Source organism: Rhodopseudomonas sp. G2_2311 (assembly GCF_047501505.1).
Taxonomy (GTDB): Bacteria; Pseudomonadota; Alphaproteobacteria; order Rhizobiales; family Xanthobacteraceae; genus Rhodopseudomonas; species Rhodopseudomonas palustris_H.
This window is the reverse complement of record NZ_JAZDRK010000021.1, coordinates 57,656-82,053: the sequence shown is the minus strand read 5'-3', so window position 1 is coordinate 82,053 and position 24,398 is coordinate 57,656. Positions and strand designations below refer to the sequence as shown.

Sequence of the window (24,398 nt, the reverse complement as noted above, 5' to 3'; positions counted from 1 at the left end):
TATTACAACAACTTCCGGCCTCACCAGGCCCTCGGCGGCAAAACCCCGAAGGACTTCGCCGCTGACAAAACTATGCGATCAACGAATTAGTGAACTTGCACAATTGCGAGCGAAGCGAAGCAATCCATCGCCCGGCGCACGAAGCTGGATTGCTTCGTCGCTGCGCTCCTCGCAATGACGGCGCGGGTGACGCTGTGCCTGAGACAGAGCCTCAATTCACACGCGGTCCTTGTCGCTCCAATACGGCGCGCGGAGCGCCGCCTTGTTGATCTTGTTGACGCTCGACAGCGGCAGCGGGTCGTCTCGGAATTCGATGCTGCGCGGCGATTTGTAGTCTGCGATCACAGAACGGCAGAACGCAATCAATTCCTCCGCCGTCAGCGAAGAGCCGGCGCGGCGCACCACCACCGCATGCACCGCCTCGCCCCATTTGGCATGAGGGATACCGATCACCGCGCATTGCAGCACGTCGGGATGCGCCGCGATCGCGTTCTCGACCTCGATCGAATACACGTTCTCGCCGCCGGTGATGATCATGTCCTTGATCCGGTCGGAGATGTAGAGATAGCCATCGGTGTCGAACCGGCCGGAATCGCCGGTGTGCATCCAGCCGCCGCGCAGCGCCTGCGCGGTCAGTTCCGGCTGTCTCCAATAGCCCATCATCACCATGGGGCCACGGACCACCACCTCGCCGACCTCGCCAGGTTTCAGCTCGCGGTCCTCGGCATCGACGATCCTGACTTCTGCCGACACGATGGGCCGGCCGGCCGAGCGCAGCCGATGCCGTGGGGCGGACGGCAGATGATCGGCCGGCGACAGAATGGTCGCGACCGGCGACAGCTCGGTCATGCCGTAGGATTGGCCGAACCTGATCGACGGGAACCGCCGCAGGCACTCCTGCAACACCGCTTCGGGCATCGGCGAAGCACCATAGGTGATCAGCTTCAGGCTCGACAGATCGTAGCTGTCGAGATCCGGCAGTTGCAGGATCATGCCGAGCATCGTCGGCACGAAGGTCGCCACCGTCACCTTGTGCTGGCTGATCGCGGCCAGCACGTCGTTCGGCGAGAACCGCGGGATCACCACATGGCGCCCGCCCATGATCGAGGTAGTGTAGACGCGAGCACCGGCGCCGAGATGGAACAGCGGCCCGGCGTGCAGCGCCACCGTGGTCTCATCGAAGCCGAAGGACAGCGACGTCACCACTGCGTTGACCCACAGATTGCGGTGGCTAAGCATCACGCCCTTCGCGCGGCCTGTCGTGCCGCCAGTGTAGAACAGGCAAGCGAGATCGTCGTTGCCACGGCCGGCGTCGGCGCAAGGCTTCTCGTCCGCGAGCGCAGCCTCGTAATCGTAGAGCTTAGGCAACCCAGCAGCGCCCGGCGCGGCAGCGACCACGGCGGTGATGCAGCGGCAGGCGTCGGCGAGTTGCAGCGCACTGTCGAGAAAGCTGCGATCGCTCACCAGCACCGTCGGCTCGGCATCCGTCACCTGCTCGATCATCTCGGCAAGCGAGAACCGGGAATTGATCGGCACCACGACGCCGCCGGCCCACAGCACGGCGAAATAGCACTCAATGTACGCGTTGCCGTTGGCCGCCAGGATCGCAACCCGTTCGCCGCCTTCAATGCCGAAGCGGCGGAACACGCTTGCGAGCCGCGCCACCCGGTCCAACACCTCGCCATGGCTGAAGCTGCGCTCGGGGGTCACGAGCGCGATGTCGTCGGCGCGGAACGAGGCCGCCTTGCGCAAGCCCGCCGTCAACTGCATGTCGCGCTCCCCGCTGTTCGTGTTGTTGCTTGAACGCGTTTTAGCATTGCGAAAATCGTTTTCGCAAATCGTCGCCGACTGCGCTATCGTCACCGGAAACAAAACAAGGGTGGAGACACATGCCTGCAAACAGCGCAGCCGACGGCGATGCCGTCGTGTTCGAACGCCATGCCGACGTCATGGTGGTTCGCCTCAACAGCCCGTCGACGCGCAATGCACTGCAACCGGCGGTCAAGCAGCATCTCGAACTCCGCATCCCGGAATTGCTCTCCGATTCCACCGTGCGCTGTCTGGTGATCACCGGCAGCGAGGGCTCGTTCTGCGCCGGCGGTGATATCAACAATATGGGCGAGCGCGCCGCGCCGCAGGTGCGGCGGCGGATGCAGGTGACGCACGGCTGGGCCAAGATGTTGCTGACCGCCGAGAAGCCGGTGATCGCGGCAGTGAACGGATCGGCCGCCGGGGCCGGCTTCTCGCTGGCTCTGCTGTGCGACATCGTGCTGATGTCGGAGCAGGCTTACTTCCGCGCGGCGTTTCCCGGGCTCGGGGCCGCGCCGGATCTCGGACTCGCGCTAACCCTGCCGCGCGCGGTCGGCGCGATGCGCGCCAAGGACATCCTGCTCACCAACCGGCGGGTCGAAGCGGATGAGGCGCTGACGCTCGGCATCGCCAAGCGTGTGGTGCCGGCCGATGCACTGATGGACGAGGCGCTGAAGCTCGCTGCTGATCTAGCCGCCGGTCCCGCCACTTCGCTCGGCCTCACCAAGATGCTGGTCAACGGCGCGTTCGAGCCGATCGAACAGTTCTTCGCCCTCGAGGCCTTCGCCCAGGGCGTCGCCTTCGGCAGCACCGAATTCGCCGAAGGCGTCGCCGCGTTTCAGGAAAAGCGGAAGGCGGATTTCAGACGCTGAGAAAGCCTCGCAGAAGATACAGGCGAGCTCGGTAGCAGATCTGTGCAGATCGTAGGCAGATCGTCGCGACCACACGATCATACCGACACCGCCGAGCCGCTGGGCAGTTGACCGAACTACCGCCAGGGATTGCACATTGTTTGTGCCGTGCGGACCTTCAAAGATGCCGTCCGTTCGGGCAACAATTGGCGCAGAGTTGGTGGCTAGGGTTCCGGCCTGTTTCAGGCGCTGGTCCGAGAGCTGCCCCCCGAAGGGAGAAATCCTTCGGACGCACGGCGGGACAAAAGCCCGGGAGACCTCGTAAGCCGAGGAATTGGCAAACGATGGTCCATGTCAATTCCTCATCGTGACCAGTTTCTGAGGAATGATCCGATGCGGAAGACTCGTTTGCTATCTACTCTGATCCTCGCCGGCTCGATCGTCGCCCTGAGCGTCGCCGGAGCCTCCGCTGCCCCCAAGAAGGACTTCAAGGTCGCCTGGTCGATCTATGTCGGCTGGATGCCCTGGGGCTATGCCGCCGACACCGGCATCGTGAAGAAGTGGGCGGACAAATACGGCATCACCATCGAGGTGAAGCAGTTCAACGACTACGTCGAGTCGATCAATCAGTACACCGCTGGCTCCTATGACGCGGTGACCATCACCAACATGGACGCGCTGTCGATTCCCGCCGCCGGCGGCGTCGACACCACCGCGGTGATCGTCGGCGACTTCTCCAACGGCAACGACGCGGTGATCCTGAAGGACAAGAAGGATTTCGCCGCGATCAAAGGCCAGAAGGTCAATCTGGTCGAGTTCTCGGTGTCGCATTATCTGCTCGCCCGCGCGCTCGAATCCAACAAGCTGAGCGAGAAGGACGTCAAGGTGGTCAACACCTCCGACGCCGACCTCGCCGCCGCCTACAAGACCGCCGACGTCACCGCGGTGGTGACCTGGAATCCGATCGTCTCCGAAATCCTCGCCTCGCCCGACGCCCACAAGGTGTTCGACTCCTCGCAGATCCCCGGCGAGATCATCGATCTGATGGTCGCCAACACCGCGGTGGTGAAGGACAATCCGAACTTCGCCAAGGCGCTGGTCGGGATCTGGTACGAGACCATGGCGAAGATGACGGCGGAAGGCGCCGAGGCCAAGGCCGCCAAGGAAGCGATGGCGAAGGCGTCCGGCACCGATCTGGCCGGCTTCGAAAGCCAGCTCGCATCGACCAAGCTGTTCAGCAAGGCCGCCGACGCCGAAGCCTTCACCAAGAGCGCGGCGATCGGCAGCACCATGGACCGCGTCCGCAAGTTCCTGTTCGACAAGGATCTGCTCGGCAAGGGCGCGAAGTCGGCCGACGCCGTCGGCATCGAGCTCGCGGACAAGAGCGTGCTCGGCGACAAGGCCAACGTGAAGCTGCGGTTCGACCCGAGCTTCATGAACGCCGCCGCGGCCGGCAAGCTGTAAGCAATCACGTCACAAGCCAAGCCGGAGCACGACGATGCGATGGGTGAACATCAGGCCTGGACGGCAACTCGCCATCTACATGGCGGCGCTGCCGTTCGTGCTGGTGATCATTGCGTATCTGCTGGGCTCCGGCGCGCGGCTGGCGGAGAATCCCAACGACAAGCTGCTGCCGGCGCTGTCCAGCATGGGCCAGGCGGTCAAGCAGATGGCCTTCCAGGTCGATGCCCGCACCGGCAGCTATCTGCTGTGGTCGGACACGCTGGCGAGTCTCGAACGGCTGGGCGCGGCGCTGGCGATCTCGACCTCGCTGGCGCTCGTGTTCGGCATCGTGATCGGCCTGCTGCCGGCCGCGAATGCCCTGCTCGGCTCTTTCGTGTCGGTCACCTCGATGGTGCCGCCGCTGGCGCTGCTGCCGATCCTGTTCATCGTGATGGGTCTCGGTGAGAACTCCAAGATCGCACTGATCGTAATCGGCACGCTGCCCTGCATCATCCGCGACCTGTCGATGAAGGTGCTCGAACTGCCGCGCGAGCAACTGATCAAGGCACAGACGCTCGGCGCCTCGACCTGGCAGATCGCGCTCCGCGTGGTGCTGCCGCAGATCCTGCCGCGACTGATCGACTCGCTGCGCCTGCAACTCGGACCGGCCTGGCTGTTCCTGATCGCCGCCGAAGCGATCGCCTCGGACTCAGGGCTCGGCTATCGCATCTTCCTGGTGCGGCGCTATTTGGCGATGGACGTGATCATCCCCTACGTGGTTTGGATCACGCTGCTCGCCTTCTTGATGGACCTGGCGTTGCGACTGATCCAGCGCAAAGCCTTCCCCTGGTTCGCCGCGGTGAGGGCGGAATGAGCGCGATCCGTTTCGATAACGTCTGGAAAGAGTACGGCGACCACATCGTGTTAGAGCGGATCACGCTCGACGTCGCGCCGCGCGCGTTCGTCGCGCTGGTCGGGCCTTCCGGCTGCGGCAAGACCACCTTCCTGCGCATGCTGCTCGGCGAGGAGACACCGACCCGCGGCCAGATCCTGATCGATGGCCATCCGATGCCGAGCGAACCCGACGCCGATCGCGGCGTGGTGTTCCAGCGCTATTCGGTGTTTCCGCATCTCACCGTGCTCGACAACGTGCTGCTCGGCCGCGAGCTGCAGAGGTCGCGTCTGCTCGGCCGGCTGTTCGGCCGGGCGCGGCGCGAGGCGACCGAGCAGGCGATGGCGCTGCTCGACGAGGTCGGGCTGAACGGCCACGAGAGCAAATATCCGTCCGCGCTATCCGGCGGCATGCAGCAGCGGCTGGCGCTGGCGCAGGCGATCATGCGCGGCCCGAAGATCCTGCTGCTCGACGAGCCGTTCGGCGCGCTCGACCCCGGCATCCGCGCCGACATCCACGTGCTGATGAAGCGGCTGTGGAACGAGACCGAGCTCACCGTGGTGATGGTCACGCACGATCTGTCCGAGGCGTTCAGCCTGGCGACGCGGGTGATCGCCTTCGAACGCAATCGCAACCGTCCCGAGGAACGCGAGCGCTACGGCGCGACGATTTCCCGCGATCTCGAAATCTTCCCGCGGCGCGTCGCGCAGCCGCGCACCGACCATCCAATCCGCTCTGGCCGGGACGACCCGGCCGCACAGGGAGCATGAGCCGGGACGACCCGACATTTGTTCACCGTGAGGACAGCATGATCCTGACCGAGCAAGAGAAGGCCGAAGTCGAGACCAACCGCCGGCGCTACGAACAGCACAAGGCGCTGGGCCAGCAGCAGGCGCCGAAGGCCCTGCCGCCGCCGACGCCGCGCGACAGCGCGCCGATCGCCGCGGACGCCATCATCCATCGCGAGACCGTGCCGGGCGGCTGGTACTACGTGACCAAGCTCGGCCGCGGCGAAGCGCTGCGAATCGTCAACACCCGCGGCACGTCCTGCGTCAGCATCCAGGCCTGGAATGCGCTCGATCCGAGCGAGCGGCTGAACCACGCCGACACCATCAAGGTGCAGTGGGCGGCGTCCTTGCGCAAAGGCCGTGTGATCCTGTCCGACATGGGCCGTGCGCTGCTGTCGATCATCGAGGACACCAGCGGCGCCCACGACACCATGGTGGGCGGCTCCAATGCCGCAACCAATGCGGCTCGCTATGGCGCCGGCAATTTCCGCAACACCCGCGACAATTTCGTACTCGCCGCCGGCAAGCTCGGGCTCGATCGCCGTGACGTGCATCCGTCGATCGGATTCTTCGCGCCGGTCGCCGTCGACTCGCAGGGCCGGTTCGAATGGCACGGCGAGCGTCGCCACAAGGGCGACTTCGTCGACCTGCGTGCCGAGCTCGACCTGCTGATCGCGGTGTCGAACTGTCCGCACTCGCTCGATCCATCGCCAAGTTACGCACCGGGCGACATCGACCTCATTCGCTACCGGGCACCTCAGCCCGCTTCCGACGATCTGTGCCGCACCGTGTCGCTCGAAGCCAAGCGTGCGTTCGAAAACAACGCCTTCTATCTCGCTGGCGCCGCAGGGAGGGCCTGAGCATGACCGCGATTCCCGCTTCCGCCCGCATCGTGCTCGATACCGAGATTCCGGCGCGCGTGCCGTGGTCGGCGATCATCCGCAAGGGCCAGACGCTGCGCATCGTCGACATCCACGGCCAGCAGGCGGTCGACACTCTGTTCTACGCCGCCGACGATCATGGCGAGCGCTACAGCGGCCAGGACACGCTGCGCGCCCAGGGCTCGGCCTATGTCACCACCGGCACGCGGATCATGTCCACCGAGGGCCGCACCATGCTGCGCATGGTCGCCGACAGCTGCGGCCTGCACGACACGTCCGCCGGCGCCTGCTCCTGCGAGAGCAATACCGTGCGGTTCGGGCATCAGACCAAGTATCTGCACGCCTGCCGCGAGAACTTCGTGCTGGAAGCTGCCAAGCACGGCCTGTCGAAGCGCGACATCGTGCCGAACCTGAACTTCTTCATGAACGTGCCGCTCGATCCCGACGGCAATTTCACCGTGGTCGACGGCGTCTCCAAGCCCGGCGACTACGTCGAGATGGTCGCCGAGATGGACGTGCTGTGCCTGATCTCGAACTGTCCGCAGGTCAACAATCCCTGCAACGGCTTCTTCCCGACGCCGATCCAGGTGGTGATCTACGAGGCAGGCGAGGACTGATCATGTTCAGCAAAGTTCTGATTGCCAACCGCGGCGAGATCGCCGGGCGGATCGGCCGCACCTTGCGTCGGATGGGGATCGCATCGGTCGCGATTTATTCGGACGCCGACCGTTTCACCCGTCCGGTGCGCGAGGCCGACGAAGCGGTTCGTGTCGGCGGCGACGCCGCCAGCGACAGCTATCTGAACGTCGACGCCGTGATCGACGCCTGCCTCACCACCGGCGCGCAGGCGGTGCATCCCGGCTATGGCTTCCTGTCGGAGAACCGCGGCTTTGCCGAGCGGCTGAAGCAGCACGGCATCGCCTTCATCGGTCCGCGCCCCGAACATCTCGAGGCGTTCGGCCTGAAGCACCGCGCCCGCGAACTGGCGAAGGCGAGCAACGTGCCGCTGCTGCCCGGCACCGGGCTGATCGACAGCATCGACGAAGCGCTCGAGGCCGCAGGCCGCATCGGCTTTCCGCTGATGCTGAAGAGCACGGCGGGCGGCGGCGGCATCGGCATGCAGCTCTGCCACGACGAGGCGACGCTGCGCGAACGCTTCGCCACCGTGCAGCGCACCGCTCGCGCCAGCTTCGGGGACGCGCGGGTGTATCTCGAACGCTTCGTCGCCGACGCCCGGCATATCGAAGTGCAGATCTTCGGCGACGGGCTGGGCAACGTGATTGCGCTGGGCGAGCGCGACTGCTCGCTGCAGCGGCGCAACCAGAAGGTGGTCGAGGAAACCCCGGCGCCCGGCATCTCGGATGAGATGCGTGCGCGGCTGCATCAGGCCGCGGTCGCGCTCGGCCAGAGCGTCGCCTACGAGTCCGCCGGCACCGTCGAATTCATCTACGACGTCGCGCGAGACGAATTCTACTTCCTCGAGGTCAACACCCGTCTGCAGGTCGAGCATCCGGTCACCGAAGCGGTGTTCGGGGTCGATCTGGTCGAATGGATGGTGCGCCAGGCTGCCGGCGACAGCCCGCTTGCGACCTACACGCCGCGTCCGCCGCAAGGCGCGGCGATCGAAGTGCGGCTGTATGCCGAGAATCCCGGCGCCGGTTTCCGGCCCTCGGCCGGCCGGCTGACCCAGGTGGCGTTTCCGGATGACGCCCGCATCGACGGCTGGATCGAAACCGGCGACGAGGTGACGCCGTTCTACGATCCGATGCTGGCGAAGCTGATCGTCCACGCGGCCGACCGCGACGCCGCGATCGACAAGATGATCGGCGCGCTTACCGCGACCACCGTGGCCGGGATCGAGACCAATCTCGATTATTTGCGCGCGATCGCCGGGTCCGATCTGTTCCGCAGCGGCAAGGTCGCCACCAAGGTGCTGGCCGATTTCAGCTTCGCGGCGCGCACCATCGACGTGGTGGCGCCCGGCGCGCAATCCGGCCTGCAGGAGCTGCCGGGCCGGCTGCATCTGTGGCACGTCGGCGTGCCGCCGAGCGGACCGATGGACGAGCGCTCGTTCCGCCTCGCCAACCGCATCGTCGGCAATCCCGAAACCACCGCGGCATTCGAACTCACCGTCAGCGGCCCGACGCTGCGCTTCAACGCCGACGCCGTCGTGGCGCTGTGCGGCGCCGCCATAGCGGCGAAGCTCGACGGCGTGGCGGTCGGCAACGACGCGCCGATCGCGGTGCGTGCCGGCCAAATGCTGGCGATCGGCAAGATCGAGGGCGCCGGTCAGCGTTGCTACCTCGCCATCCGCGGCGGCTTCGACGCGCCCGAAGTGTTCGGGTCCCGCGCCGTGTTCACGCTCGGCGCGTTCGGCGGTCATGCCACCGGCGCGCTGAAGGCCGGCGACGTGCTGCATTTCGGCTCGGTCGCGCCGGTCGCGGAGCCGCGTGCGCTCACCGATGAGGAACGGCCGGCGCTGACGCGCGCGTGGCAGATCGGCGTGATCTACGGCCCGCACGGCGCTCCCGACTTCTTCCGGGATGACGACATCGCGACGCTGTTTTCCTCCGACTATGAAGTCCACTTCAACAGCGCACGCACCGGCGTGCGGCTGATCGGACCGAAGCCGCAATGGGCCCGCGCCGACGGCGGCGAAGCCGGTCTGCACCCATCCAACATCCACGACAACGCCTATGCGGTCGGCGCGATCGACTTCACCGGCGACATGCCGATCATCCTCGGTCCCGACGGCCCGAGCCTCGGCGGCTTCGTCTGCCCGGCCGTGGTGGCGCGCGACGAATTGTGGAAGGTCGGCCAGCTCAAGCCCGGCGACAAGCTCCGCTTCGTGCCGGTGACGCGCGCCGATGATCCGGTCGCAGGGCCGACTGTGATCGCCGCACCTGCCGAGCTCGGCTCGGCGATTGTCGGCCGCCATGAAGATGGCGAGATCCCGGTGGTCTATCGCCGTGCCGGCGATGACAATCTGCTGGTCGAATATGGCCCGATGGAGCTCGACATCGCACTGCGGCTGCGGGTTCACGTGCTCGCCGAGGCGGTGGAGAAAGCGAAGCTGCCTGGGATCATCGATCTCACCCCGGGAATCCGATCGCTGCAGATCCACTACGACAGCGCGGTGATGTCGCGCCGCAAGCTGCTCGACGCACTTGCGAGGATCGAGCGCGAACTGCCCTCGGTCGAAGCGATGGCGGTGCCGAGCCGCATCATTCATCTGCCGCTATCGTGGAACGATCCGCAGGCGGTGCTGGCGATGCGCAAGTATCAAGAGCTGGTGCGGCCGGATGCGCCGTGGTGCCCGTCCAACATCGAGTTCATCCGCCGCATCAACGGCCTTGCCAGCGAGGACGACGTCAAGCGCATCGTGTTCGACGCCAACTACCTCGTGCTCGGCCTTGGCGACGTCTATCTCGGCGCACCGGTCGCCACCCCGGTCGATCCGCGGCACCGCCTGGTCACCACCAAGTACAACCCTGCCCGCACCTGGACGCCCGAAAATGCCGTCGGCATCGGCGGTGCCTATATGTGTATTTACGGCATGGAAGGCCCCGGTGGTTATCAGCTGTTCGGCCGCACCATCCAGGTCTGGAACACCTGGCGCAGCACCGAGGTGTTCAAGCCAGGCCATCCCTGGCTGCTGCGGTTCTTCGACCAGATTCGGTTCTTCCCGGTGACGCCGGAAGAACTGCTCGACGCCCGCGCCGCGTTTCCGCACGGCGGCTATCCGCTCAAGATCGAAGAGACGATATTCTCCTACGCCGACTACAAGGCGTTCCTGGCGCGCGAAGCCGACGGCATCGCAGCGTTCAAGACTCGTCAGCAGACCGCGTTCGAGGCCGAACGCCAACGCTGGCGCGACGCCAAGCTCGACGAGGTGGTGGAGGACGACACCGCGGCCGCGCTCGGCTCCGGCGGCGATGTGCCGGACGGCTGTGTCGGCCAGTTCACCGAAGCGCCGGGCAACGTCTGGAAACTGACCGTCGAGCCGGGCGAGCACGTCGAGATCGGCCAGACTCTCGCAGTGATCGAGTCGATGAAGATGGAGATCGCGATTCCGGCGACCGCGCGCGGCATCGTCAGAGCGCTCAACGCCAAGCCGGGACAGACGCTGCGCGCCGGCGACCTGATCTGCGCGCTGGAGGAAGTGTGATGTCGACTGCTGAACTCACCACCTTTCCGACCATCGCGACGCTGCACGCCGCTTACGCGGCCGGCACCTCTCCGGCCGAGATCATCGCTGCGACCTATCGCCGAATCGAAGCCGTGGCCGATCCCGGCATCTTCATCACGCTGCGGCCGAAGCATGATGTTCTGGCCGACGCCGCCGCGCTCGGATCGTTCGATCCCGTTACCAAGCCGCTGTGGGGCGTGCCGTTTGCGGTGAAGGACAACATCGACGTCGCGGGCCTTCCGACCACGGCAGGCTGCCCCGGCTTCGCCTCCACGCCGAACGAAACCGCGTTTGCGGTTCAGCGTCTGCTCGACGCCGGCGCAATTTTGATCGGCAAGACCAACCTCGATCAGTTCGCGACCGGGCTGGTCGGCGTCCGCACGCCCTATCCGGTGCCGCGCAATGCGATCGATCCGCGCTACGTCCCGGGCGGATCGAGCAGCGGCTCGGCGGTCGCAGTGTCGCATGGCCTGGTCACGTTCGCGCTCGGCACCGACACCGCAGGCTCCGGCCGCGTGCCGGCTGCGCTCAACAACATCGTCGGGCTCAAGCCGTCGCTCGGCAGCGTGTCGTCGCGCGGCATGGTGCCGGCGTGCCGGACCCTGGATACGATCTCGGTGTTCGCCGGCACGGTCGACGACGCCCACGCGATCTATCGGGTCATGGCGACGTTCGACCGCACCGATCCCTGGTCGCGGCCGCATCCCAGTGCAGCTGCTAAGCCTGCGGGTTTGCCGCCCGGTCTGCGCGTCGGTGTGCCGGACACGGCCAGCCGCAAATTCGCCGGCGAGCTGCAGTCCGAACGCGCGTTCGATCTTGCGGTGACGGACCTTGCGACGGTGGTGTCTGCACCGGCTCGTGCAGTTGATCTGTCGCCATTGTTCGACGTCGCCAGCCTGCTCTACAGCGGCCCGTGGGTCGCAGAGCGCTATCAAGCCATCCGAGATGTCATCGAGACGGCGCCGGACCTGCTGCATCCGGTGACGCGGAAGATCCTCGGGTCTGCGAGGGCGTTCAGTGCCGCCGATGCGTTCGCCGGGCTGTATCAGCTGGCAGAGCTGCGCCGCGCCGCGGATGCGATCTGGAGCAGCGTCGACGTGCTGATGGTGCCGACCTATCCGCGTCCGCGCACGGTCGCAGATCTGGAGGTCGATCCGATCGGCCCCAACAGCGAGCTCGGCACCTACACCAATTTCGTCAATCTGCTCGACCTCTGCGCGCTGGCCGTGCCGAGCCGCTTCCGCGCCGATGGCTTTCCGTCCGGCGTCACCCTGATCGCACCCTCCGGCCGCGACCATCTGCTCGCCGCGCTCGGCCAGCGCCTTCACGCCGCCAGCGACGCGCCCATGGGCGCCAGCAGCACCAAGGTGCCGCCTCCCACTGAGGCTTCGACATCTGTGGCTGCGAACGAGATCGAGCTGGTGGTGGTCGGCGCGCATCTGTCGGGCATGCCGCTCAATCACGAGCTGACCAGCCGCGGCGCGCGTTTCCTCCGCGCGGTCTCCACCGCGCCCGACTACAAACTGTTCGCACTGCAAGGCGGCCCACCCTTCCGCCCCGGCCTGCTGCGCGTCGCGGCCAGCGAAGGCGTCCCGATCGCCACAGAGGTCTGGGCGATCTCCGCCGAAGGCTTCGGCAGCTTCGTCGCCGGCATCCCCGCCCCGCTCGGCATCGGCACCACGCGGCTGGCCGACGGCACCACGCCGAAAGGTTTCATCGTTGAAGCCGAAGGCCTGAAAGGCGCAACCGACATCTCGGCCTTCGGCGGATGGAGGGCTTACATCAAAAGCCTTGTTGGGTAAGGCGAGACGCGAGAGGCACGCTGGTCTGAAGTCCGATGTCGTGGACCGCGGTCGCGGAAACCGATGGAATAGCAATTTGCTGGTGCGTGATCACCGGCCACGTCCTCGCACGCGGTTGCGACCGTCCAGCAGCCGATGACTGCTTCGAACGAGTGCGGTCCCCTCCGCGACAAGGCACCGCTCCCACACACCGATAGAGCAGACTGGAATATACAAGGCTTCTCGAGCGAGCAGCTCAGCCATAAACAATAGAAACCGGTGCGATCGTACCAGATGATACCATTTTCAACCAAAGCGCAACGGCGTTTCAGCTTATCCTCGGCAACAGCCAAATCATAACAGAAAGCAGAGAAGCGCTGATCTACTTCAGCTGCCTGCTCAGATCCCGGATCTGCAAGCTTGCCCAGGATCAGCTCGACCTATCCCGCTGACCGAGCTGCTCCGCGAGGTCCAAATGACGATCGGATCAAGGTGCTCCATTGGAGCGAAACGCCTCTTGTAAGCGATCTTATGCTGCCGTGCACAGGTCAAGCAGGTGTAACGTTTGTGAACCTTGCCAGTGGAAGTTGTTCTGTACAGTCAACAGGTCGACTATTGGAGCATCCAGACCTGTACCGGATCATCGCCGAGCTTAAGGGTGACGGAAACTAGCCGCACGCCAGCTTTGGCGAGCTTGCGGATGTACATTTCCAGGGTAAAATTATCCCGGTAAGAAACAGCCAAATAGGTGACCGACAGAAACATAGTACGGATGGTTGTCGCCGTAGGCGAGCCCGATCATTTTTCGGGAGTTTACCTGCGTACGAGGCAACCCTTGGAACGTGATTCGAGCAGCATTGAAGGCGGCGACGATATTCTCAACCATGACATCGTCTAAGCATCGGATCGTGCCGACAAGCAAGTTAATACCACTGCCGCGCTTCCATCGAGAGGTCTTCACCCTCCTCCATAAACATAGTTCAATATGACAAACTTGGCCCCACGTTCGGAACGCTGTACTTCATATACCAAAAAACAAACGCAATTTCAGAGACATAGCCAATGCGACTTTTCCCGCAGCCGGCGATGAATTGCGCGCCGTTATGAGCAACCTCGACCTCACAGAGACAAATCGGTATTCTCTGTCAGATACAGAGCTGGTAGGTGATTTCGACAGACACTTCCTTTTCAGATTTTCGATATGAATGATTTATTGACTGACCTACCTCTCGTCGTCGATCTCGACGGCTCGCTGATCTGTTCGGATCTGCTCGTTGAGTCCGCCTTCGCCTATCTCGGCGACAACCCGTTGCACATCTTCTCGCTCTTGTATGCATTGCGATCGGGAAAAGCAGCGATCAAGAGCACCATCGCTGCCGAGACAGCAATCGACGTCACACAGTTGCCTTATGACGAGCGCGTGCTCGAATTGATCGCGGAAGCTCGTGCGCGAGGACGCAAGATCTACATCGCTTCCGCGAGCGCTGAGCGATACGTGATAGCCGTCGCCGAGCATGTCGGCGCCGATGGCTACTTCGCATCGGATAGGACGACAAACCTCTCGCGAGAGCGCAAGGCGGAATGTCTGGTCGACGCTTTCGGAGAGCGCGGATTCGATTACGTCGGGAATGACACTACCGATCTGCCAGTTTGGAACGTCTGCCGTAAGGGATGGGCGATTCATCCGCCGGCCTCCGCACGTAAGGCGATCGCTGCGTCCTGCTTCGACGTGGATATTATCCCCCCCCCCGAAAGGACGGGTCCGAAGCTGGGTTAAGCTGCTCCGAACCCATCAGTGGGCGAAAAACGCACTGGTGCTTGTGCCGTTGCTGACAGCTCACAAGTTCGGCTTTGGCAGCTTGGTTGACGCGATTGGAGCGTTCTTAGCCTTTTCATTGGCTGCGTCGGCTATCTATGTAGTGAACGACCTAGTCGACCTAGGAGCGGATCGCAAACACCCCACCAAACGAAAGCGTCCTCTGGCGACGGGCTCCGTGCCAATTCTCGCCGCATTGCCCGTTGCCTTTGGGTTGCTCGCGATTGCTTTTGCGCTCGCCCTGCTCATCACGCCGCTGTTTGTAATAGTTCTCCTCGCTTATTTGGCGTCGACTACGGCCTACACATTCTTCCTCAAGCGCAAGATGCTCGTCGACATCGTCGCCCTCGCGTCGCTTTACACTTTAAGAGTGATCGGCGGAGCAGCCGCCATTTCCGTGCCGATATCTGAGTGGCTGCTCGGCTTCTCGATGTTCATCTTCACATCTTTGGCCTTGATCAAACGCTATGTCGAACTCGCTGGCCGGCTCGACGCCGGTCTCCCCGACCCCTCGAATCGCAACTATCGCAAGTCCGACCTGGACGTCGTCACGGCTCTAGCTGCCGCTGCCGGCTTTAACGCAGTAACCGTGTTCGCGCTCTACATCTCCTCCGACGCGGTACAACCGCTTTATCGTCATCCTAAGGTACTTTGGCTAGCCTGCCCGATTCTAATGTATTGGCTAGGAAGGGTCCTAATGATGGCGCACCGGCGACTGATGGACGACGACCCCGTCTCCTTCGCCCTTCGAGACTGGAACAGTCTCCTCGCGTTCGCACTGATTGGGTGCATCATGATAGCTGCATCAGGCGCACTTATATAATGTCACAACATTGTATCGGCGAGATGGATGGCTCAGCAGAATGTTGCCCCAGTCGGTCCCATCGAAATGCTTTTCAAGATGCATCCTTCTGGGGCGCAACGGCCTTTGGTACGATTCTGTCGATAGCTATCACGGGGTACGCATTCCCAGACAACAACAACGTATTTCACCTGCCGATCGTCGGTGAACTCTACAACCTGCCGGAGCTCGCCGCTGACCCGTACATCCAGTCTCTGCGCCACTTTGCCTCAGGCCTGTGGATGATCTTGGAGGGCTCGGCGCGCTGGATTGACCCTCGCCTACTTTTTTTCATCCTGCTTCTAGCCAGCCGCGCACTCAGTCTCATAGGTTTTCTTCTCTGCGCCGACTGGCTCGGCATTCGCGACGCCGGCGCGCGCTACGTTTTTGCTGCCCTCGTCGCCACCTCCGCCCTTATGCAGATCGACTCGGTCGCGGGCGGCGGCGGCCTGTTTATTCGCAATTTCACGCACTCCGAACTGCCAAACGGGATCTTTCTTATCGCCCTCTGGTGCATCTTGACCGGTCGGTTTCGGGTAGCGTTGATGCTGATCGGACCCACCTTTTTTCTGAATGCGTTCTTCGCCGTCTGGCAGACGTTCATTCTCGCCATTGTCCTCCTCAACGAAGTCTTGTCAGGCCGCCAGCGAATCCGCGACTTGATCCCTGACATCGCCATCGGAGCCATGATCGGAATTCTTTTCGCCATTCCGATTTTGCAAAATATCATCAGAAACCCAGATTTCGGCGCGCGTCTTGACTTCAACTACATCGACTACGTCGGGACGTACTACTTCAGACACTTTCTGTTCTGGCCGATCCGGCCCTGGGAGAAAGTGACACTGCTCTGTGTTGTTGGCGTCACCTTGTATTCGCTAAGGCTATCTTCGGATCCGCAGAACAGACTACTAGTTACAGTATGGGCATGCATAGCCCTCTACGTCATCGGAATTTTTGTTCCCGCCATTACCAGCAACCCAACGATCATAAATTTGCATCTTCTGCGCAGTAGCACACTCATCCAACTTCAAACGGTTCTGCTAGCGAGTGTAGTGATAACCCGGTGGTGGTTCAGCAACAGCAACCGAGCCATCGTCCTCGCGTCATTGGCGATGGTCGGCATGGCTATCGCGCCGATCGGGCCGCTACGTCTCTTGGGGATAGGAAGCCTCGTAGCGATCTTTGCTATCCAGCAACTCGTCGAGCGATATCCCAACTCTTGGCCCGCACCTTGGCTCCTGTGGGATGCGCGCGTAGTTCGCGCCGCTGCACTCGTGGCCCTAACGTTGGTCGCTGGCGCCACAATTCTGGTCAATCAATGGAGAATTGCGAGGGACTCAGAGTGGATCGTCGAGTGGGATCAGGTGGCGCGATGGGCGCGGAGGGATACAGCGGCGGGAAGCGTTTTTCTCGTACCTGTTTTCTCCTTTACCAAGACGTACACCGGGAAGGATCTCGAACGGCAGGGGGCCATCTTGAACGGTGCCTTTGAATACACGGCCCATCGCTCCCTTTGGATAGACTTCAAACGCGGCGCGAACGTCATGTGGAGCCCATCGGACTATCACCGTTGGCGTGAACGGACGGAGGCCGTCGAGCAGCTTTCGACTCATCAAGAAAGACTAGAATATGCCATGGCACACGGTATTCCATATGTCATCGAGTTCACGATGAGCAATTGTTCCGAACAGCCGGTCTTTAGGACGGGACGAATCTGCGTCTTCCGCTCAATGTTGTGACAAGGAAAGATCAGATTGTGAGGCAGCATGGGAGTCGGTGAGAACTTGCTTATCCTGATCAGCGTCTCGTTATCGACCTTGTCCCAGATCATCTTGAAGCGTGGCATGATCGATGCGGAGATCCAGGCAGTCATCCGTCAGGGCGATATAGTGGAAATTGCAGTTGCTATAGCGAGATCACCTCAGGTCATCGGAGGGCTGTCCTGCTTTGCTCTTAGCGCTGTTGTCTGGTTGTTTGTTCTGTCGCGCGTTCCCCTTTCCTACGCCTATCCCTTTGTGGCGCTCGGAATTGTCGCCACGGTGGTATCCGGTGCGGTGCACTTCGGCGAACCCGTATCGCTCCAGGCCATCGCTGGCGTCGCACTTATCGTCTCAGGCGTCGTTCTGGTCGGTATGACGCGTTAGTTGGGGGGGGGATGGGGGAGGGGGCGATTGGCGAAGTACCAAGACGTGGGCACCATTTGCGTCGCAGTTTGCGTACTCAACACAGGCGCTGTAGCGCGAGGTTGCGAGGACGGTGACAAGCGGGGACCACGACGCTGTGGAAGGGTTTGATATGTATAGAGGCTCTTGGCGAGCCCCTGAAGCAGAGCTGCACAAGGGTGGTTCACCGAATGGCTGCGGAACACCGATAAGCAGCGAGCAGCGCCAGCGCGACCGATTGCGTAGGCAGGCCGATCGGCCCGCACCACCGCCTGAGCTCGGCATCGGTAGTTCGGTCCCGAAGCCCGACAGTGCAGCACCAGCCCCCCACCAAGGCCGGGCACTGTTCCTCGGCGCATTGTGGTTAAACAGGTTCTAATATAGCAACAATGCCTTCTTCAGGCGCACCATCAACCGGCAGAAAGCTGTAATCAGAGACTCATCTGAGCGACCTGAGAGATAGGTGACAGTCCATACCGGAGACATGGGTAACACTTTTCGCGTTTTGGCGGGAGGTGTGGATGCCGTGGAGAAGGTGTTCGGAGATGGAGGAACGGTTACGGTTCGTGGCTCGCCTGCTCGAGGGCGAGGGCATGAGCGAGGTGTGCCGGGAGTTCGGGATTTCCCGCAAGACTGGCTATAAGCTGTTCAATCGCTACAAGGACGAAGGGCTCGACGCGCTGACCGATCGCTCGCGGCGGCCGGTGCGCTACGCCAGCCAGCTCGCCGATGCGGTGGAACGCCTGATCGTCGCCTGCAAGAAGGAGAAGCCGTACTGGGGTGCCCGCAAGATCAGGGAGCTGCTGATCAAAAGGCTCGCCGGCGAGGTCCGCGTGCCGGCCAGGAGCACCGTCCACGCGGTGCTCGATCGGCACGGGCTGGTGGCACGCGCCCGCAGGCGCCGCAACCGGGCGGAGGGCACGCCGCTGTCCGAAGCGATCCGGCCGAACGATCTGTGGTGCGTCGACTTCAAGGGCGAGTTCAAGCTCGGCAACGGCCACTATTGCTACCCCCTGACGGTCACCGATCAGGCCGCGCGCTATCTGTTGTGGTGCGAAGCGCTTGAATCGACCCGCGAGGCCGGCGTGGTTCAGGCTTTTCAAAACCTCTTCACCCAGAGCGGCCTACCGGTCGCGATCAGGAGCGACAACGGGCTCCCCTTCGCCAGTCCCAACGGCCTCTACAACCTGTCAAAACTGTCAGTCTGGTGGCTGCGGCTCGGCATCGCCATCGAGCGGATCAGGCCCGGGCACCCGCAGCAGAACGGCCGCCACGAGCGCATGCATCTGACCTTGAAGCAGCAAACGACCCGCCCGCCGGGCGCCAACTTCCTGCAACAACAGCAGCGATTCGACGCCTTCGCCAGCGAGTTCAACACCGAGCGCCCGCACGAAGCGCTCGCCATGCGGACCCCCGCCGACCTCTACGCACCATCACCCCGGCGCTATGCGGGATTGCCGGAGGTCGATTATCCCTTCCACGACAAAGATGTGCTCGTCACCGCCTGCGGCCGGATCTGCATGCATCGCAAGAAGATCAACATCTCAACTGTGATGGCCGGTCAGCGGCTCGGCATCAAGGAAGTCGACGACGGCATTTGGCTGGTCAGCTTCATGCAATACGATCTGGGATACATCGACCTGGAACAGAAAACCTTGCAGACTATCGACAACCCGTTCGGCACGAGGTTGTTACCCATGTCTTAGGAACGTTCTGTCACCGATGTCTCAGGTCTGGACAATCGAGAATGTGGTAGCGGGAGAGGGACTTGAACCCCCGACCCCAGGATTATGATGCCTAGTACTGGCAACTCGCGCCACCAGATACCAGAAATGCGCATCCCTTAGGCTCACCCCGCGACGATTCTCGAGCTAAGCGTTGTCTCCGCTGTTCTTGGGACGAGTTCAAATTGAGGCCAATGAACGCCGCGGATCCAGAGCACTTGCTGCACATCAGGCTGCTTAATTGGCCCCGTGTTGATCAGAAGCAGCGGTGATCAACATGTGCGATTGTCGCGCGCGTCAGCGCTGCGTCAGAAGCTAACAGGATGCCAATGGTCCTCCAGTTCATTCGATTCGGTCGACGAGCGCACATGGAAGTGAACGTCCGCTCATGACCCAAAACGGACAAAGCGTTCACGTCGCGGGGAGCAATCGTCGATCGAAACGCAGCAAGGCAAGCGATACGTCTTGGCATCGCCAAAGCGCCCGTTGGCGATGCTTTCAAGACACCGTTGCTACGAAGCTAGACGAAATCGAGCTGCAGAACTTTGGCCGTTTTGACGCGGCTGTCGCGGCAGGCGGCAGCGTCCTTCTTAAGGTCAATGCCATAAGTCGGGATCATCTGCTTCAGCGGGCCGAGCCAGCCGTCGGGCGTCAGCCGATCGTCGAAGCATTTTTGCAGCACCTCCATGGCGATGAAGGCGGCGGTCGAGGCGCCCGGCGAGGCGCCCAGCAGCGCCACGAATGATTTGTCGGCGCTGGCGACCAGCTCGGTGCCGAATTCGAGTACGCCGGTGTGCTGCGGATCGGGCTTGATGATCTGCACCCGCTGGCCGGCGACCGCGCGCTGCCAGTCCTCTCTCTGCGCCCGTGGGAAGAAGCCCTGCAGCGCGGCGAACTGATGTTCCGAGGTCTGCAGCACCTGGCCAATCAGATATTCGCTGAGCTGCCAATCGTCGCGCGCCACCGCCAGCATCGGCAGAATGTTGCCGGGCTCGATCGAGCGCAGCAAATCCGCGTAGGAGCCGTGCTTGAGGAATTTGCTGGAGAAGCCCGCATAGGGGCCGAACAGCAGCGAGCGCTTGCCGCCGATGATCCGGGTATCGAGATGCGGCACCGACATCGGCGGCGAACCGTGCGCGGCCTTGCCATAGACTTTGGCGTGATGCCGGACGCTGATGTCGTCGACATCGCAGCGCAGCCAGATGCCGCTGACCGGGAAGCCGGCATAGCCGTTGCCTTCGGGAATGCCGGACTTCTGCAGAATATCGAGCGCCCCGCCGCCGGCGCCGGCGAATACGAAGCGGGCCGAGATCGTGGTCCGCTCGGCGCTCGCGACGTTCTCGACCGTCACCAGCCAGCGCCCGTCGTCGCGCGCCAGCGCGACGACCCGGTGCTTGTAGTGCACCGAGAAGCCGGACTGCTCCTGCAACTGCTTGACCAAGAGATGCGTCAGCGCGCCGTAATCGACGTCGGCGCCGCTGATGATCCGGGTCGCGGCGATCGGCTGGCCCTTGTCGCGGCCCTCGATGATCAGCGGCGCCCAGGCGGCGATCTGCGCCGGGTCCTCGCTGAACTCCATGCCGTGATAGCAATGATGCGCCGCCATCTCGCGGTGACGCTGGCGCAGGAAGGCGACATTGTCGTCGCCCCAGACGAAGCTCATATGAGGACACGGATGCAGGAAGGCGCGCGGATCCGGCATCGCGCCCTTGCCGACGAGATGCGCCCAGAGCTCGCGCGAGATGTCGAACTCGGTGTTGACCTCCAGCGCCTTGGAGATGTCGACGCTGCCGTCCGGCCGCTGTGGCGTGTAGTTGAGTTCGCAATTGGCCGCGTGACCGGTGCCTGCATTGTTCCAGGCCTGCGAACTCTCCTCGCCGCAATCGTGGAGCGTCTCGAACATCGTCACGGAAAGCGATGGTTCCAGCTCCTTCAGCACGGTGCCGAGCGTCGCGCTCATGATGCCGGCGCCGATCAGCACGATGTCGGAGGTCTCGGGAATCTGGCTCATGCCGACTTCTCCTTGCCGGCGGCAACGAACTGCAGTTCGGAGCCTTCGCGGTACACCACGTAAGCTCGGCGCCACGGCTCGTCGCCGATCAGCCGCCATTTATGGCCGGAGCCGCTGTTGTCCTGCGCCAGCAGGATGTCGCCCGGACGGATCGTGAAGGTCGCACCGGACTTGGTCTCGAATTCAAGTGTGCCCGACAGCGTGATGACGTAACGCGGCACCGGGTCCTGATGCCATTCAAACGAGCCGCCCGACTTGGTCTCCTGAAACGAGACTTCGACGGCGGGCACCGGCTTGCCAACGGCGTCGCCGCGCGCGCCTTCGGTGAGATCGATCCAGCCTTCCTCGAACAGCGAGTTGCCGTCCTCACCGGTCCACATCCGTACGCAGCGTATCATCGAGGCGCTCCTTCCTGGTTCGAGGGGCCGCCCAGAGCGGCCGGCAACGGCGCGGCCAGCGCCAGGCACAGGCCGACACCCAGCGCAGCCGTCACCACCGCCACGGTGACGATCAGGCCGAGGGTTTCGGCGATGAGAATTGGCGACGCAGCGGCGCCGGCCTTCATGATGGCGAGCCCACCGATGCCGGCGCGAAACGCGTAGGAGCCCGGGATCATTGCGACGATGCCGGGAAACGCAAAGGTAACAGCCGGGACGCGGAAACGGCCGGCGAAAATACGTCCGATCAGCGCAGCGACGAACGCGCCGATGAGGCAGGCGAGGCTGAGCTCGACACCTAGGTGCTCGAGCCCCGTGCGCAGCCCATGGCCGGCCATGCCGCAGATCACGCAAACCCAGGCGGCACGCGCCGGCACGTTGAACAGCAGCGCGTAGCCGGCGCCGGCCAGCGCCGAGAACAACAGGTCTTCGGACGTCGCGAGCAGCGGCGGGGCGCCGTTCACCGGCAGCGCGTCGTCCATCAGGCTGGCCGAAAGGAACAACCCGAGCGTGATCGCCAGAACGGTGACAGCCGCCAGCATCAGCCGGCCGAGGCCAGTGCCGACATGACTGCCGAGGGTGTCCCGCACGCCATTGAGCAGTGGCACGCCGGGGACCAGGATCATGCCGGCGGCGACCAGACACAGCGTCGGCGACAGTCCTGGAAATGCCCGCATCGCCAGCAGCCCAACCAGCGCGCCGCCGAACGCGGCGAGCCCGGCGCCGGCGACCGGATTGGTCGCGGCAGCCGCGAGAGACTGACGCAGTCCTTGCGTGACGATTCCGACCAGCACCGCGACGCCGACCACCGGCCATGCGGCGCCGAACAGCCGGGCCAGAGAGGCGGCGGTGACACCCATGCCGAGCGCCACCAGCCAGCGCGGATAGTCAGAGCCGCGGTGTTCGATGTCATCGAGCGCCCGATCGATCGCCGCGAGATCATCGCCGTCGGCAATATCGCGGCTGCGCAGTTCGCCGAGCGCGCCGAGCGCACCCATGTTGACGGCGGTGCCGGCGATCGCCGGGCCGAGCCGGGTGCTAAAGCCTTCGTCGTCTTCCAGCGTCAGGATCAAGCCTTCGAGGCCGACGAACAGCCGGACACGACAACCGAGCCGCTCGGCAAAGCTGGTGACCGCGCTCACGACATGCGAGGTGTCGGCGCCGTTCGCCAGCATCAGCCGGCCGAGCCGCAGTGCGACATGTGCGGCCTGCTGCGCGGGGATCGGTTCGGGCAACATGTCAGGCGCCCGCAAGACCGCTGCCGACCATGTCGATCGGCCGGACGATGCGGTCGAACGTCGCCTCGTCGACCTTGCCGGAGGCGAGTGCCGCCTGCTTCAGCGTGAGATTCTTGGCGATCGCATCTTCGGCGATATGCGCGGCGTTCTGATAGCCGATCACCGGCGACAGCGCGGTGACCAGCATCACGCTGCCTTCGACGTACTGCGCGACACGATCGCGGTTGAGCTCGGTGCCCTCGACCGAATAGGTCCGGAACTTCTCACAGCCGTCGGCGAGGATGCGCGCCGAATGCAGGAAGTTGTTGATGATCACCGGCCGCATCGCGTTGAGTTCGAAATTGCCCTGGCTGCCCGCGAAGGCGACGGCGCTGTCGTTGCCCATCACCTGGATGCAGATCATCACCATCGCCTCGCATTGCGTCGGGTTGACCTTGCCGGGCATGATCGAGGAGCCGGGCTCGTTGCTCGGCAGCAGCAATTCGCCGAAGCCGCAGCGCGGACCAGAAGCGAGCCAGCGCATGTCGTTGGCGATCTTCATCAGCGCCACCGCGAGATCGCGCAGCGCGCCGTGGGCGCGGACCATCGCGTCGAGCGAGCCCTGCGCGGCAAACTTGTTCGGTGCGGTGACGAACGGCTTGCCGGTCAGCTCGGCGATCCTGGCAGCAACGTCGGCAGCGAAGCCCTTGGGGGCGTTGAGGCCGGTGCCGACCGCGGTGCCGCCGACCGCGAGCTGATACAGGCCGGCGCGGCTGGCTTCGATCGCCGCGCGGGCATCGCGCAATTGACCGGCCCAGCCGTGCCATTCCTGGCCGACCGTCAGCGGCACGGCGTCTTCCAGATGGGTGCGGCCGATCTTCACGACGTCCATCCAGCCGTCGGCTTTCCGTTCGATGATCTCGATCAGCTTGGAGAGCTGCGGCACAACCTGGTCGTCGATCGCCGTCACCGCGGCGATGTGCATCGCGGTCGGAAACGTGTCGTTGGAGGATTGGCCCATATTGACGTCGTCGTTCGGCCCTACCGGCTGCTGCGTGCCGAGCGCGCCGCCGAGCAGCTGGATCGCCCGGTTGGAGACGACTTCGTTGACGTTCATGTTGCTCTGGGTGCCGGAGCCGGTCTGCCACACGAACAGCGGGTAGTGATCGTCCAGCGCGCCCGAGATGGTCTCGTCGGCGGCGCGGACGATGGCCTCGGTCTTCCAGGCCGGCAGCCGGCCGGCGGCGTGGTTCACCAGCGCACAGGCTTTTTTGACGTAGCCATAGGCGTGGTACACCGCTTTCGGCATGCGGTCGCCGCCGATCGAGAAATGCTGCAACGAGCGCAGCGTCTGCGCACCCCAATAGCGATCGGCCGGAACGTCGACGCTGCCCATGCTGTCGAATTCGCGGCGCTGGCCTGTCGCCGTGAGGCCGATCGGCACATCACGCAGGATCGGTGTCACAGTCTCGCCCGCCATCGCTTCCGCTCCAAACCTTTGGCGCGCTTGTCTGGCCAAAACCTCCAACGAGGCGGCAGCGGCGACGTCGCGCGGC

General features: G+C 63.6%; 18 protein-coding genes and 1 riboswitch. Of the genes, 13 read left to right on the top strand and 5 right to left on the bottom strand.

From position 1 onward, the window contains the following. Positions 1-216 precede the first annotated feature (216 nt). The gene (locus tag VRZ08_RS21415; RefSeq protein WP_414533828.1) at positions 217-1,770 is read right to left on the bottom strand and encodes a class I adenylate-forming enzyme family protein; all 1,554 of its coding nucleotides are present in this window, start codon (positions 1,768-1,770) and stop codon (positions 217-219) included. A gap of 119 nt (positions 1,771-1,889) precedes the next feature. On the opposite strand from VRZ08_RS21415, the gene VRZ08_RS21410 reads away from it, so the two are divergent. From VRZ08_RS21410 to VRZ08_RS21350, 13 genes are all read left to right on the top strand, one after another. Beyond that, complete coding sequence (locus tag VRZ08_RS21410) at positions 1,890-2,681, top strand: enoyl-CoA hydratase/isomerase family protein (RefSeq protein ID WP_414533827.1); 792 nt, start codon at positions 1,890-1,892, stop codon at positions 2,679-2,681. Positions 2,682-2,873: 192 nt separating this feature from the next. Beyond that, positions 2,874-2,978, top strand: a riboswitch (guanidine-I (ykkC/yxkD leader). A gap of 75 nt (positions 2,979-3,053) precedes the next feature. Next, positions 3,054-4,124: a putative urea ABC transporter substrate-binding protein gene (locus VRZ08_RS21405; protein ID WP_414533826.1), complete on the top strand. Its 1,071-nt coding sequence runs from the start codon at positions 3,054-3,056 to the stop codon at positions 4,122-4,124. A 34-nt stretch (positions 4,125-4,158) separates the two neighbouring features. Next, positions 4,159-4,977 carry an ABC transporter permease gene (locus VRZ08_RS21400; protein ID WP_011156972.1) on the top strand — a complete coding sequence of 273 codons (819 nt, stop codon included), beginning with the start codon at positions 4,159-4,161 and terminating at the stop codon, positions 4,975-4,977. Continuing rightward, positions 4,974-5,765: an ABC transporter ATP-binding protein gene (locus VRZ08_RS21395; protein ID WP_414533825.1), complete on the top strand. Its 792-nt coding sequence runs from the start codon at positions 4,974-4,976 to the stop codon at positions 5,763-5,765. Before VRZ08_RS21400 ends, VRZ08_RS21395 begins: the two co-directional genes overlap by 4 nt. Before the next feature lie 38 nt (positions 5,766-5,803). Continuing rightward, positions 5,804-6,643, top strand: a complete 840-nt coding sequence (locus tag VRZ08_RS21390; protein ID WP_414533824.1) for an urea amidolyase associated protein UAAP1 — start codon at positions 5,804-5,806, stop codon at positions 6,641-6,643. 2 nt (positions 6,644-6,645) lie between these two features. Continuing rightward, positions 6,646-7,281 carry an urea amidolyase associated protein UAAP2 gene (locus tag VRZ08_RS21385; RefSeq protein WP_414533823.1) on the top strand — a complete coding sequence of 212 codons (636 nt, stop codon included), beginning with the start codon at positions 6,646-6,648 and terminating at the stop codon, positions 7,279-7,281. A 2-nt stretch (positions 7,282-7,283) separates the two neighbouring features. After that, the gene (gene uca, locus VRZ08_RS21380; RefSeq protein ID WP_414533822.1) at positions 7,284-10,832 is read left to right on the top strand and encodes an urea carboxylase; all 3,549 of its coding nucleotides are present in this window, start codon (positions 7,284-7,286) and stop codon (positions 10,830-10,832) included. Then, the gene (gene atzF, locus VRZ08_RS21375) at positions 10,832-12,655 is read left to right on the top strand and encodes an allophanate hydrolase (protein WP_414533821.1); all 1,824 of its coding nucleotides are present in this window, start codon (positions 10,832-10,834) and stop codon (positions 12,653-12,655) included. The genes uca and atzF overlap by 1 nt, the downstream gene beginning before the upstream one ends. Before the next feature lie 1,180 nt (positions 12,656-13,835). Further along, on the top strand, positions 13,836-14,411 hold the full coding sequence (locus VRZ08_RS21370; RefSeq protein ID WP_414533820.1) for a haloacid dehalogenase-like hydrolase: 576 nt from the start codon (positions 13,836-13,838) through the stop codon (positions 14,409-14,411). Next, the gene (locus VRZ08_RS21365; RefSeq protein ID WP_414533830.1) at positions 14,317-15,273 is read left to right on the top strand and encodes a UbiA family prenyltransferase; all 957 of its coding nucleotides are present in this window, start codon (positions 14,317-14,319) and stop codon (positions 15,271-15,273) included. Before VRZ08_RS21370 ends, VRZ08_RS21365 begins: the two co-directional genes overlap by 95 nt. Before the next feature lie 23 nt (positions 15,274-15,296). Continuing rightward, the gene (locus tag VRZ08_RS21360) at positions 15,297-17,030 is read left to right on the top strand and encodes a hypothetical protein (protein ID WP_414533819.1); all 1,734 of its coding nucleotides are present in this window, start codon (positions 15,297-15,299) and stop codon (positions 17,028-17,030) included. Between the two features lie 27 nt (positions 17,031-17,057). After that, the gene (locus VRZ08_RS21355) at positions 17,058-17,435 is read left to right on the top strand and encodes an SMR family transporter (RefSeq protein ID WP_414533818.1); all 378 of its coding nucleotides are present in this window, start codon (positions 17,058-17,060) and stop codon (positions 17,433-17,435) included. A 539-nt stretch (positions 17,436-17,974) separates the two neighbouring features. Then, complete coding sequence (locus VRZ08_RS21350; RefSeq protein WP_414533829.1) at positions 17,975-19,159, top strand: integrase core domain-containing protein; 1,185 nt, start codon at positions 17,975-17,977, stop codon at positions 19,157-19,159. 538 nt (positions 19,160-19,697) lie between these two features. Here VRZ08_RS21350 and mqo read toward each other — a convergent pair. Genes mqo through fumC form a run of 4 tightly spaced genes read right to left on the bottom strand, consistent with a single transcriptional unit; the run spans position 19,698 to position 24,322 of the window. Further along, positions 19,698-21,188 carry a malate dehydrogenase (quinone) gene (mqo, locus tag VRZ08_RS21345; protein WP_414533817.1) on the bottom strand — a complete coding sequence of 497 codons (1,491 nt, stop codon included), beginning with the start codon at positions 21,186-21,188 and terminating at the stop codon, positions 19,698-19,700. Further along, positions 21,185-21,586 (bottom strand): cupin domain-containing protein, encoded by a 402-nt coding sequence (locus tag VRZ08_RS21340; protein WP_079403154.1) that lies wholly within the window; start codon positions 21,584-21,586, stop codon positions 21,185-21,187. Before VRZ08_RS21340 ends, mqo begins: the two co-directional genes overlap by 4 nt. Continuing rightward, positions 21,583-22,863, bottom strand: coding sequence for a threonine/serine ThrE exporter family protein (locus VRZ08_RS21335; protein WP_011156893.1), 1,281 nt, complete (start codon positions 22,861-22,863; stop codon positions 21,583-21,585). The genes VRZ08_RS21340 and VRZ08_RS21335 overlap by 4 nt, the downstream gene beginning before the upstream one ends. 1 nt (position 22,864) lies before the next feature. Beyond that, positions 22,865-24,322 (bottom strand): class II fumarate hydratase, encoded by a 1,458-nt coding sequence (fumC, locus tag VRZ08_RS21330; RefSeq protein WP_414533816.1) that lies wholly within the window; start codon positions 24,320-24,322, stop codon positions 22,865-22,867. Positions 24,323-24,398 lie beyond the last annotated feature (76 nt).